Below are 11,964 nucleotides of genomic sequence, written 5' to 3'. Positions count from 1 at the left end.
GCCCCCCGCGAAGCCCACTCCGGTAGGTTTTCGTCATCCCGACCCCCGGGACCATTGGACGCGAAAGGTGCCCCACATGAGTGACACCGCCTTCCAGACCCTGGCCATGGTGACCTACATGGCCGCCATGCTGGCCATCGGTTGGTACTCCTACCGCAAGACGCACAACCTGTCGGACTACATGCTCGGTGGACGTGAGCTCTCCCCCGCCGTCGCCGCGCTGTCGGCCGGAGCCGCGGACATGTCGGGCTGGCTGTTGATGGGCCTGCCGGGCGCCATCTACGCCGCCGGTCTGGTGGAGGCGTGGATCGCCGTCGGCCTGACCGTTGGCGCCTGGCTCAACTGGAAGTTCGTGGCCCCCCGGTTGCGCGCCTACACCCAGGTCGCGAACGACTCGATCACGATCCCGAGCTTCCTCGAGAACCGGTTGCGGGACTCCAGCCGGCTGCTGCGCATCGCCTCCGGCGTGATCATCCTGGTCTTCTTCACCTTCTACGTCAGCTCCGGCATGGTCGCCGGTGGCGTCTTCTTCGAATCCTCCTATGGCATGGGCTATCGCACCGGGATGCTCGTGGTCGCCGGCGTGACGGTGGCCTACACGCTGTTCGGCGGCTTCCTCGCTGTGAGCTACACCGACTTCGTGCAGGGCGCGATGATGGCGCTCGCGCTGATCGCCGTCCCCGTGGTCGGCCTGGTACGTCTGGGTGGTTTTGGGGAGCTCTCGCGCCTGGTGGGTGAATCCGACCGAGCTGCGAACATCGACCGACTGGCCCTGCTGCCGCACCCGATGACGGGCGTCGCGCTGCTGGGCATCGTCTCGGCCCTCGCGTGGGGGCTGGGCTACTTCGGCCAGCCACACATCATCGTCCGCTTCATGGCCCTGCGGACCACGGGCGAGGCGAAGATGGGGCGCCGGATCGGCATCGGCTGGATGCTGTTCGCCGTCCTCGGTGCGGTCGCGACGGCCATGGTGGGCGTTGCCTGGTACCAGAAGCAGGGCATGAAGCTGGAGGACCCAGAGACCATCTACATCAAGATGGGCCAGATACTGTTCCACCCGCTGATCGCCGGTTTCATGCTGGCGGCGGTGCTGGCGGCGATCATGTCCACGATCTCAAGCCAGCTGCTGGTCACCTCGTCCGCGCTGGTGGAGGACATCTACAAGGCACTGGGGCGTGACCAGCGTTCCGACAAGCACTTCGTGGCCCTCGGACGACTGGCCGTGCTGATCGTCTCGCTGGTCGCGATGCTGATGGCGTGGACGCAGAACGACACGATCCTGTCGCTGGTGGCCTTCGCGTGGGCTGGTTTCGGCGCCTCCTTCGGCCCAATCACCCTGCTGACCCTGTTCTGGCGCCGGCTCTCCGCCATGGGTGCGCTCGCCGGCATGGTGACCGGAGCCGTGCTGGTGGGCATCTGGGGCAACATCGCCGGTGGTCCGGGCCACATCTTCGACCTCTACGAGATCGTCCCGGGCTTCCTCGGCAACCTGCTGGTGGCCTGGCTGGTGAGCCGCGTGACGTGGCGGCCGAACACGGAGATCGAGGACGAGTTCGACCGGACGTTGGCCGAGGTGCGCGCCGCTGGCTGAGTTTGCCGCGCCCGCCAAGAACGCCCGCCCAGGGCGATCCGGTCCCGATCAGGGGCCGTCTCGCGCTGGGCGGGCGTTCTTCGTGCTTTGGGGGCGGTGCTTGTCGGGTTGGTGCTGGCCGGGTTGGTGCTGGCCGGGTTGGTGCTGGCCGGGTCGGTGTTGGTGGGGTCAGGCAGGGGTGGCTGACGTGGCGCCCGGATGGTTGGCTCGACGGGCCAGAGTGGCGACGACATGGGCGATGGCCGCGTCACCGGTGACATTGGTCGCCGTGCCGAAGGAGTCGATCGCGATGTAGATGGCGATCATCAGGCCGACCTGCGCCTCGTTGAAGCCCAGCATGGACGCCAACAGGCCAGCCGCGGTCATGATCGCGCCACCGGGCACACCGGGGGCGGCGACCATGGTGATGCCCAGCATGAAGATGAAGCCGACGATGGCCATCGGACGGATCTCCATGCCGTAGAGCATCATCACTGCGAGAGAGAAGACGGTGATCTTGATGGTGGACCCCGCCAGGTGGACCGTGGCGCACAGCGGGATGACGAAGGAGGCAATCGGTTCCGCGACGCCGGACTTGATGGTCTGGCGCAGCGTGACCGGGATGGTCGCCGCCGAGGAGGAGGTGCCGAGCGCGGTCATGTAGGCCGGCAGCAGCGTCTTGAGCATGGTCAGCGGGTTGCGGTGCGCGATCGCGCCCGCCACCGAGTACTGGATCAGCAGCAGGGTCAGCGTGAGCGCGAAGACCAGCAGGATGACGCCGAGGAAGGTCGTGATGATGGCCCACACCTCGCCCACCTTGGTCATGTTCAGGAAGATGCCGAAGATGTACAGGGGCAGCAGCGGGATGATGATCGCGACGATCACCTTGTTGACGATCTCGCGGAACTCCACGAAGCCCTTCAGCAATGTGTCGCCCTTCACGACGGTGAGGGCCACGCCGACCACGAAGGCCAGCACCAGCGCGGTCATCACGCTCAGCGCCGGGGGCATTTCGACGGTGAAGTATGGGGCAAGCAGCGCGTCCTCCGGGTTGTCGAAGGAGGCCGCCTCACGTCCGCGCAGCAGGCTCGGCAGGAAGGCTGACGCGGCCGCCCAGCCCATGAAGCCCGCGAAGAGTGTGGATCCGTAGGCGATGGCGGCCGTGATGCCCAGCCACTTGCCGGCACCGGTGCCGAGCTCGGAGATGGCGGGGGCGATCAGGCCGAGGATGATCAGCGGGATCATGAAGGACAAGAAGCTCCCGAACAGGCCGTTGAAGGTCACGAAGACCCGCACCAGCCAGGTGGGCAGAAACAGTCCGCAGATGATGCCCAGGATGATCGCGATGAGGATCTTGGGGAGCAGCCCAAGCTTCGGGGTGGTCATGGACGCACAATAGGGAATTCCGAGGCCAGGAAGGCGGAACGGGTCGGACGACACTCGTCCGACCCGTTCGCTGGCTCCCTCGCACGCGGGGACCACGTGCGAGCGCACGTTCACCTGATGGGGTGCTCTTCCTCCCAATCGATGTCGCCGAGGTGTTCGACGTCGTGGAAGCGCGTGTCCTGGTGATACACGTACTTGTTGATCAGGTAGGTGATCACACCGAGAACGACGCCCACCAGCAGCAGCCACCCGGCCACCTTGTAGTCGGCGCTCGCGCGACCCGAGAAGGGGCTGGCCAGGAAGAAGGCGGTGATGGCGCCCAGGACGGCGGCGATGGTCGGCGTCTTGAAGTGCTTGACGTCCTTGACGTCCTTGCGCAGCACCAGCACGGCGACGTTCACGACGGTGAACACGCACAACAGCAGCAGGGCGGTGGTGCCACCCAGGGCGGTCAGGTTGCTGAACCAGATCAGGCCGAGGCAGACCAGCGTGGTGAAGATGATGGCCACCCACGGCGTCTTGCGGGCCGCGCTCACCTTGCCGAGCTGGGCCGGCAGCACCCGCTCGTGGGCCATGCCGTAGAGCAGGCGGGAGGCCATCAGCATGTTCAGCAGGGCGGTGTTCGACACCGCGAACATCGTGATCAGGGCGAAGAGGCCGGTCGGGAAGTTGGGGGCGCCGGCCTGGATCACCTGCAGCAGCGGGGTGGAACCCTCGCCGAGCTTGCTGGGAGAAACCAGCGCGATGGAGGTGATCGCCACGAGGACGTAGACCACGCCGGTCAGGCACAGACCGGTCAGCAGGATCTTCGGGAAGGTGCGCACCGGATCCTTGGTCTCCTCGGCCATGTTCACCGAGTCCTCGAAACCGACCATCGCGAAGAAGGCCAGGGCGGTGGCCGCGGTCACGGAGCTGAAGGCCGTCTTGCCGTCGGGGATGTTGATGTCGTTCAGCCGGGAGAAGTCGCCCTGCCCGTGGGATATGGCCCAGGCGCCGACCACCAGCACCAGAACCAGGCCCGAGAGCTCGATCACGGTGAGGACGACGTTGATCTTCACCGACTCGGAGACACCGCGCAGGTTCACCGCCATCACCAACAGTATGAAGCCTGCGGCCAGCATCTTGAGGCCGTTGCCGGTCTCGGCACTCGTCCAACCCATGACGTGGGCGAGGTTGCCGGCGAAGGCCTTGGACGCGGACGCGGCCGAGGTCAGGCCGGAGCACATGACGGTGAAGGTGATGATGAAGGTGAACAAGCCGCTCTTGAACGCACGGTGCGTGTACAGGGCAGCGCCGGCGGCCTGGGGGTACTTGGTGACGAGCTCGAGATAGCTGAAGGCGGTGAGCAGCGCGACGATGAACGCGCACAGGAAGGGTAGCCAGACGATTCCGCCGACCTGGGCAGCCACCTTGCCGGTCAGGGCGTAGACACCGGTGCCCAGGATGTCGCCGATGATGAACAGCAACAACAAGCCCGGGCCGATGACGCGGTTCAGTGCGGGTTCGCCGGAGCGACCCTCGGTGTTGGGGGCTACAGAGGTCATGCGGACACCCTCAGGGTTGCCCACCCTGTTGTGCAAGCATCTTGCGCACCGAAACATGATCTTCACTTGAGGGTTGGTGAGGCACGCGCGCTGCCTGAGGGGTCGCTGGCTTCCGCTGGGAGGAGCGCGGTGTCGGTGGTTGGATTGCCCCAGTGAGCTCCACCCCTTCCGATGACGTCTCGACCGGCCCGTCCTTGGACGCCGCACCGACCCCGACGCAGCTGCCCCCCATGGATGGCCTGCGGGGACGCCTGCACCGGCTGGCTGGCCCGATCATCGCTGAACAGGTGCTGCAGCTCAGCCTCGACCTCGCCAACACCGCGCTGGTCGCAGGGCTCGGGGCGGCCGCCCTGGCCGCCGTGGGTGCGTCGCTGCAGGTGATGTTCATCGTCCTCAGTTCTCTGGCGGCGCTGAGCGTCGGGTGCTCGATCCTGGTGGCGCACACCATCGGGGCCGGGGACACGCATCGGGCCTCCCAGTTGGCCCGCCAGGCGCTGGTTTGGTCGGGGATCCTGGCGCTGCCCTTCGTGGTGGTCGGGATCGTCGGCGCCCCGGTGATCGTCGCGGGCTTCGGCCTGGACGCCGAGGCGGCCCCGCTGGCGGTCAGCTACCTGCGGATCACCATGGGCACCGCCGGCGTGATCGTCGGCCTGGACGTGCTGGGCGGTGCGCTGCGCGGTGCCGGTGACTCAAAGACGCCGATGGTGGCGACGATGGTGGCGGCGGTGCTGAATGTCCCACTGGCCTGGGCGCTGATCGAGGGACGCGGGCCCCTCCCCGAGCTGGGTGTCTCGGGTGCTGCCTGGGCCACCTTCGTCTCGCGTGGTGTGGGGCTGTGTCTGCTGGTGGCGGCGCTGTGGCAGGGACGTCGCGGCATGACGATCGCCGGGCGACAGGGTTGGCGCCCTCGACGCGAGCTGATCAGCGAGGTGCTGCGGCTGGGGGTCCCAGCGGCTGGTGAACAACTGCTGATCTCCACCGCCTGGCTGGCGGTGACGATGATGATCAGCCACGTCGGCACCGACGAGCTGGCCGTGCACCGCGTCGTCAACCAGCTGATGAGCATGGCCTTCCTGGTCGGCTTCGGGGTGCAGATCGCCCACACGTCCATGCTCGGACGGGCGCTGGGCGCCGGCGACGTACCCCGCGCGATGACCATCACCCGGATGGCGACCCGCGACGGCGTCGCCCTGGTGTGCATCGTGGCGGTGGCGCTGTGGGTGTTCGCCGAGCCGATCGTCCGCTTCTTCCTGCACGATCCGGCGCTGGTCGACCTCGGGGTGCGCACCATGCACGTCATGGTCTTCACCCAGCCCTTCTGGGCGATCGCGATCCAGCAGTCCGGCGCGATGCGCGGCATGCGCGACACCGTCAGCCCGCTGGTGATCGAGGGAGTGTCCAACTGGACCGCCGCCGGGCTGATCGCCATCGTGCTGTTCGGCTTCGGTGGCCACCTCACCGCCGCGTGGGCCTGCTATGTCGTCGTCGGGCCCTTCCTGGCCGGCGCGATGCTCCTGGCCCGACGCCGCCGCGAGCGGCTCTACCTCGCCTCGGTGCGGCCAGCGGCCGTCATCGCCGTCTGACTAACGCTCTTCGCCCTCGGACAGCGTGCGGTCCAGCAGCGACCGGACCGTCTTTGGCAGCGCGTGCTCGGCCATCGTCACGTCCAGGTCGACCGGATCGCAGCACACGCGGTACTGAAAGGCATCGGGACGAACACGTTCCGCGGCGAACTCCCGCAACCCGGGACGGCCGAGCAGGTGTCGCCAGTGCTCGCGGTCGTCGTCCGGCAACTCCCCCAGCGTGGTCTCCCGGCGCCGGACCAGACCAGCGAACCCGCCCGAACGGGTCACCTGCACCGGGGTGGCCGGGTCGGCCGCCGCCGCCTCGGTCTGCGTCGTGGACGAGTCGGAGGGCTTCTCCTTCTCCGACTTCTTTGTCGCCTTGCGCGCCTTGGCCTTCTTCGTGGCCGAGGGAGTGACGCCCACCGCCTGCCATGCGGCGGAGACCTTCTGCGCCCCCTCCTCGCCGAAGCGCTGGGTCGCGGCGTCGACGGTCAGCTGGGCGAAGGTGGCGAAGTCGCAGCGGGCCTGGATGCGGTCGCCGGTGAGGACGTCGTACCAGACCAGCCCAGCGCCCTCCCAAGAGTTGCCGCCGAAGGCCTTGGCGGCGATCACGAAGGCGCGGTTGGGGATGCCGGAGTTGATGTGGACGCCGCCGTTGTCGTCGGTGGTGTCGTCATAGTCATCCATGTGCGCGGGCTGGGGATCCTTGCCCAGCCGAGGATCGTCGTAGGCGGTGCCCGGGTTCTCCATGTCGCGCAGGGCGCGCCCCTTGACGCCGGCGGCGAGCAGGTCGGCGCCCACCAGCCAGTCGGCCTCCTCGACGCTCTGGCCCGCCGCGTGCTGCGCCACCATCACGCCGAAGACGTCCGAGAGCGACTCGTTCAGCGCGCCCGGCTGGTCCTGGTAGACCAGCGCGGCGGTGTACTGGGTGACCCCGTGGGTGAGCTCGTGGCCGATCACGTCGACGCTGGCGGTGAAGCGATTGAAGATGGTGCCGTCCCCGTCACCGAAGACCATCTGCTCGCCGTCCCAGAAGGCATTGTCGTAGTCGGTTCCGTAGTGCACGGTCCCGAGCAGCGCCAGCCCGGAGTCATCGATCGAGTCGCGTCCGAAGGCCTCGTCGTACAACTGCCAGGTGGCGCCCAGCGCGTCGTAGGCCTCGTCCACGGCTGCATCACCGGTGGCCTTCTCGCCCTCGGCGCGGACGGTCCTGCCCGGGAGCTTCTCGGTGTTCTCGGCGTCGCCGATCGTGCGCAGCGGGCCCGATCCGTCGTCCGTCGCGGCCTTCTTGGCCGTGGACTTCGCCGTGGTGCGGGACTTCTGCTCGATCTGCAGCCGCTCGGCCTGGGGATCACGTTCGGCGCGGAAGGCTTCGTCATGGGCGCGGGTGCGCTGGGCGACCGCGGCGAGGGCGTCGTCGCCGGAACGCGCCACATGATCCAGCAGGTAGGGCGGGATGATCGAGCAGACGGTTCTGGGGGTGGTCATGGCTCAAGCCTGCATCGCAGCACTGACAGTTTTCGCGAGTCCCGGCCCGTGGCATCGAAGGGGCGCTGGAATCGTCACCCTCGCTTGCGCAGAAGTGCCCCAGAGCCCGACCGCAGAACCTTGGCGCCACATCCAGCGCTTGTGGGCGACCAGGGGGGGNTCTCCCCCTTGTGTTCTTGCGCTTTTGTGTTCTTGCGCTCAGGAGTTCAGCACGTAGACGGTGGTGCCACCGATCGTCGTGCTGGTGAAGTTCTCCTGCACCCAGGTGGTGATCTCGCTCGCCGAGCTGTCCTGGCCACCCATGCCACCGCCCATGCCGCCACCGGCGATGAAGTAGGTGATGTCGCCGTTGGCCACATACTGCTTGAACTGCTCGAGGGTGACGTTGTCGTCGGTGCCGCTCCAGCCACCGATCGACATCACGGCCGTGTCGGAGCTGAGGATGTAGCCCGCAGCCGTCTGATCACCGATCACGGCGGCCGACCACTTGCTGGTGGTGGCGTTCAGGGCCCCGACCAGCTCGCTGTTGGTGCTGGCCGAGTCCATCCCGCCGCCCCGGCCACCGACCTGGGGCTGGCCAGCGGTCGACGTACCGGCTGCCTCATTGGTGGCGGTCTCGTTGGTCGAGGTCCCGGAGGTCTCGTCCGTGGAGCCATCCGAGGTGCCCGTGGGCGCCTGGCCGTCGGTCTGCTGGCCGTCGGTGCCGCTGGGCGCAGTGCCCATCCGGCCGCCGCCACCACCCATGCCACCACCCATGCCACCACCGACCGAGGCGCTCGAGGGGCCAGCCGCCGGGGACGATCCGGTGTGGCCGACCGCTACGGTCGCAGCCGTCCACGAGGCCGTGGGTGCCACGGCGGCGAGCGATCCGACGACCAGGGCCGCGATGGCGAGCTTCTTCAGGGTCGCCGTGCGGGCCAGCGTGTCCAGCAGGACGTAGGCCATCGCGCCGAGGATGCCGCCGATCAGGGCGACCCACTTGATCCACGGGTGCCAGCTCGGGGCAGTGGTGGCCAGCAGGTGGTACCCCCAGCCGGCGCTGACGGCGATGGCCAAACCGATGGCGCTGCGGTAGGCGGTGGCCGCCCAGACCTTGGTCGAGAGCGCCGCGGCACGGTAGGCCTCGGTGGCGCCGATCGCAATGGTGGCGGCGATTCCGGGCACCAGCGCGATCGCGTAGTAGGAGTGCACGGTGCCGGACATGAAGCTCAGCACGGCCGCGGTGGACAGCAGCCAGCCACCCCAGATGACCAGACCGGCGCGACGCAGGTCGGTGCGGGGAGCGCGTCCCCGGGCCACCAGGCCGGCGACCAGCAGGATCAGCGAGCCGGGCAGCAGCCAGCTGACCTCGGTGCCGAACTGGGAGTTGAACATGCGGAACAGCCCCGCGGTGCCGCCGAAGCCACCACCACCGCCACCGCCGCCGGCATTGCCGGAGCCGCCGAAGATGCGTCCCAAGCCGTTGTAGCCCAGGGCCAGCTCCCACTCGGAGTTGTTGGTTGAACCGCCGATGTAGGCACGGGCCGATTCGGGCCACAACTCGACGAGCAGCACGAACCAGCCAGCCGAGACGATCAGCGAGCCGAGGGCAGCGAAGAGGTGGCCGACCCGGGCCTTCCAGCTGCGCGGGGCGGCGATCAGGTAGGCCAGCACGAAGCCGGGCAGCACGAGCATGCCCTGCAGCATCTTCGTGAGGAAGGCAAAGCCGATGGCCGCACCGGCGGCCACCATCCACCACAGCGCCTGGCGACCGCGTTCGGTCTCGATGGCGCGGGTGACGAAGTAGGCAGCGGCGGCCATCAGGATGGTCAGCATCGCGTCCGGGTTGTCAAACCGGAACATCATCGCGGCGACCGGCGCGGCGACCACCAGTGCCCCGGCGACCAGGGCGGCCGCATGGCCGTACCAGCGACGGACGGACGCGTGGACGAGTGCCACCGTGCCGACGCCCATCAGCGCTTGCGGGAGCAGCAGGGAGAAGGACGAGAAGCCGAACAGGCGGGCCGACAGGCCCATCACCCACAAGGCGGCCGGGGGCTTGTCGACGGTGATCGAGTTGGCGGAGTCGAGCGACCCGAACAGCCAGGCCGTCCAACTCTGCGTCCCCGACTTCACCGCAGCGGCATAGAAGCTGTTGGCGTAGCCGGAGTTGGTGAGGTTCCACAGGTAGGTGATCGCAGCGAGGGCCAACAGCCCCCACAGCGCTGGGCGGGCACAGGCCGGATCGGTGCGGGGCCCCAGGAAGGTGCGACCGACCCTGCCGCGTTCCCCCTGGACGGGCGCGGACGCGGCCTCGGGGCTGGCGGGTGGGGCCGCCCTTTCGGCAAGCAGTGGTGCAGTGGTCATGCGGGTTCCCTTCACAAGGAATTGGTGATGGTGACCACGCTGGTGTTCGGGCCTGTGTGCGGGCTGTGCGGGGTCGGGCACAGGTCTGTGCGTCTTCTGGGCCACGATGCGGGACCCCTCGACGAAAGGCCTGCTCCGGTTCAGAATGGCCAACCGCGGCGCCGTTGCCGCGGCCATCGAGGGGAGCGCAAGTGACAGCAAACATGATCCTCGTGGTGGAGAGGGGTACCCCTTCGCCCGCGATGACGTCTTCGACGCGTGGACGGTCCCGGAACAGATGAGCCAGTGGCGCGGCTCACCCGGCTGGCACGTCGACCCGAGCACGGTCACCAGCGAACTGAAGGCCGGGGGCCGCCACCACCACGACAAGGTGCGCGAGTCCGACGGGCACGTCGTGGGCACCGACGCCGTGTTCACCGAGTACTTCCGTCCGGACGTCTTCGTCGCAAAGCAGCGCATCACCGGGGACGAGGGGATCAATCCCGAGGTGCCGCTGGAACTGCGGGTCGAGTTCACGAAGATGGGCAAGCGAGGGACGCTCGTCCGTGTCGTCCAGGGCCCCTATGACCCCGAAGAGGCGAAGGACCACTCCACCGGTTGGGAGGCCGAGATGCAACGCCTCGCCGACTGGCTGAACACCAACCGCACGCCCGTGCCCGGAACCGGAGGACGCGCATGAGCGCCGCAACCGCAGACACCGCCACCGTGACGACGGTGCGTCACAAGTCGCTGATGACGATGAAGCAGATCTTGTTGATGAACCTGGGCTTCTTCGGCATCCAGTACTCCTTCGGCATGCAGCAGACGGCCATCAACCCCATCTACTCGCTGCTGGGCGCCAGTTCAGACCAGCTGCCCCTGTTGAACCTCGCCGGTCCGATCACCGGCCTGCTCGTCCAGCCCGTCATCGGCGCGATGAGCGACCGCACGTGGATCGCGCGGGGCTTCTTCCGCGGTCGCCGACGCCCCTACTTCCTCGTGGGCGCCATCGGCTGCTCGGTGTGTCTGCTGCTGTTCCCCTTCGTGTGGGCCGTGTGGATGGCCGCGCTGCTGCTGTGGCTGCTCGACGCGAGCAACAACACCGCCATGGAGCCCTACCGCGCCTTCATCGCCGACAAGCTGCCCCCGTCGCAGCTCGGCAAGGGCTTCCTGGCGCAGTCCTTCTTCGCCGGCCTGGGCATCACCCTGGCCAACCTGTCGATCACCCTGTTCCAGTCGATCTTCGGCCTGGGCCACGGTGGCGGCCTGCCGACGTGGGTGTTCGGCGCCTTCTTCCTCGGCGCCTTCTGCTCCATCGCGTCGGTGCTGGTCTCGGTGATGACCACGCCCGAGAACGAGCCCAGCGCCGAGGAGATCGCCGCCCTCAGGGCCGAGAAGACGGGCCCGCGCGTGTTCCTGCGCGAGATCTGGGAGGCAATCGTCGACATGCCCGCCCCGATGTGGGTCCTCGCGGGCGTCTACTTCTTCCAGTGGTACGCGATGAACGTCTACTGGCAGTTCGTCAGCCTGAGCATCTCGAAGTCGCTCTACGGAACGACGGACACCTCCACCGAGGCCTACCAACTCGCGGTGGCCCAGACCGGACGCGTCAATGCGACGTACAACATCGTCACCTTCCTGGTGGCCTTCAGCCTCGTCGCGCTGGCGAAGAAGCTGGGCGCCAAGTGGGTGCACACCATCTGCCTGTGGTGCGCCACCGCGTCGCTGCTGGTCTTCCCGCACATGGGCAGCAACGTCAGCCAAATAGTCTCGATCATTGGTCTGGGCATCGCCTGGTCGTCGATCCTCGGCGTGCCGTACATCATGATCGTGCGCATGGTGCCGTAGACCCGCTACGGCGTCTACATGGGCATCGTCAACATGATGATCGTCATCCCGATGCTGATCCAGACCGTCACCTTCGGCCCCGTCTACAAGCACCTCCTGGGCGAGAACCCGAACACCGCCATGGTCTTCGCGGGGGTCTTCCTGGCGCTGGCCGGCGTGGTGATGCTGTTCATCAAGGAACCCCCGATCGTCAAGGACATCGACAACATCGCCGTTCCCGTGGCTGGAGGGCACTGAC

General features: G+C 67.7%; 9 protein-coding genes. 5 read left to right on the top strand and 4 right to left on the bottom strand.

The window, feature by feature from the left end; translation table 11 throughout:
- Positions 1-76 precede the first annotated feature (76 nt).
- The gene (putP, locus tag ABD089_RS11375) at positions 77-1,591 is read left to right on the top strand and encodes a sodium/proline symporter PutP (protein ID WP_343886528.1); all 1,515 of its coding nucleotides are present in this window, start codon (positions 77-79) and stop codon (positions 1,589-1,591) included.
- A gap of 168 nt (positions 1,592-1,759) precedes the next feature.
- Here putP and ABD089_RS11370 read toward each other — a convergent pair whose 3' ends face one another.
- Both ABD089_RS11370 and ABD089_RS11365 read right to left on the bottom strand, forming a co-directional pair.
- The gene (locus ABD089_RS11370) at positions 1,760-2,956 is read right to left on the bottom strand and encodes a dicarboxylate/amino acid:cation symporter (RefSeq protein ID WP_343886527.1); all 1,197 of its coding nucleotides are present in this window, start codon (positions 2,954-2,956) and stop codon (positions 1,760-1,762) included.
- 110 nt (positions 2,957-3,066) lie between these two features.
- Entirely contained in the window at positions 3,067-4,500 is a 1,434-nt protein-coding gene (locus ABD089_RS11365; RefSeq protein ID WP_343886526.1) for an APC family permease, read from the bottom strand.
- A 152-nt stretch (positions 4,501-4,652) separates the two neighbouring features.
- Here ABD089_RS11365 and ABD089_RS11360 point away from each other — a divergent pair, with 152 nt between their 5' ends.
- Positions 4,653-6,083 (top strand): MATE family efflux transporter, encoded by a 1,431-nt coding sequence (locus tag ABD089_RS11360; RefSeq protein ID WP_343886525.1) that lies wholly within the window; start codon positions 4,653-4,655, stop codon positions 6,081-6,083.
- On the opposite strand, the gene ABD089_RS11355 is transcribed toward ABD089_RS11360, so the two are convergent.
- Both ABD089_RS11355 and ABD089_RS11350 read right to left on the bottom strand, forming a co-directional pair.
- Entirely contained in the window at positions 6,084-7,553 is a 1,470-nt protein-coding gene (locus ABD089_RS11355) for a protealysin inhibitor emfourin (RefSeq protein ID WP_343886524.1), read from the bottom strand.
- A 198-nt stretch (positions 7,554-7,751) separates the two neighbouring features.
- Complete coding sequence (locus ABD089_RS11350; protein ID WP_343886523.1) at positions 7,752-9,899, bottom strand: ArnT family glycosyltransferase; 2,148 nt, start codon at positions 9,897-9,899, stop codon at positions 7,752-7,754.
- Positions 9,900-10,044: 145 nt separating this feature from the next.
- On the opposite strand from ABD089_RS11350, the gene ABD089_RS11345 reads away from it, so the two are divergent.
- From ABD089_RS11345 to ABD089_RS11335, 3 genes are read left to right on the top strand one after another with little or no spacing between them, the layout of a single operon-like run.
- Entirely contained in the window at positions 10,045-10,578 is a 534-nt protein-coding gene (locus ABD089_RS11345; protein ID WP_343886522.1) for an SRPBCC family protein, read from the top strand.
- Positions 10,575-11,726 (top strand): MFS transporter, encoded by a 1,152-nt coding sequence (locus ABD089_RS11340; RefSeq protein ID WP_343886521.1) that lies wholly within the window; start codon positions 10,575-10,577, stop codon positions 11,724-11,726. The genes ABD089_RS11345 and ABD089_RS11340 overlap by 4 nt, the downstream gene beginning before the upstream one ends.
- 18 nt (positions 11,727-11,744) lie before the next feature.
- On the top strand, positions 11,745-11,963 hold the full coding sequence (locus ABD089_RS11335; protein WP_343886519.1) for a hypothetical protein: 219 nt from the start codon (positions 11,745-11,747) through the stop codon (positions 11,961-11,963).
- Position 11,964 lies beyond the last annotated feature (1 nt).

This window comes from Luteococcus sanguinis (assembly GCF_039527675.1).
GTDB lineage: Bacteria > Actinomycetota > Actinomycetes > Propionibacteriales > Propionibacteriaceae > Luteococcus > Luteococcus sanguinis.
The sequence above is the reverse complement of the archived record's forward strand: the minus strand, read 5'-3'. Positions and strand labels throughout refer to the sequence as shown.

Coding starts and splice junctions, on each gene's coding strand:
- putP (WP_343886528.1), top strand. CDS start 77: ATGAGTGACACCGCCTTCCAGACCCTGGCCATGGTGACCTACATGGCC.
- ABD089_RS11370 (WP_343886527.1), bottom strand. CDS start 2,956: ATGACCACCCCGAAGCTTGGGCTGCTCCCCAAGATCCTCATCGCGATC.
- ABD089_RS11365 (WP_343886526.1), bottom strand. CDS start 4,500: ATGACCTCTGTAGCCCCCAACACCGAGGGTCGCTCCGGCGAACCCGCA.
- ABD089_RS11355 (WP_343886524.1), bottom strand. CDS start 7,553: ATGACCACCCCCAGAACCGTCTGCTCGATCATCCCGCCCTACCTGCTG.
- ABD089_RS11350 (WP_343886523.1), bottom strand. CDS start 9,899: ATGACCACTGCACCACTGCTTGCCGAAAGGGCGGCCCCACCCGCCAGC.
- ABD089_RS11345 (WP_343886522.1), top strand. CDS start 10,045: ATGGCCAACCGCGGCGCCGTTGCCGCGGCCATCGAGGGGAGCGCAAGT.
- ABD089_RS11340 (WP_343886521.1), top strand. CDS start 10,575: ATGAGCGCCGCAACCGCAGACACCGCCACCGTGACGACGGTGCGTCAC.
- ABD089_RS11335 (WP_343886519.1), top strand. CDS start 11,745: ATGGGCATCGTCAACATGATGATCGTCATCCCGATGCTGATCCAGACC.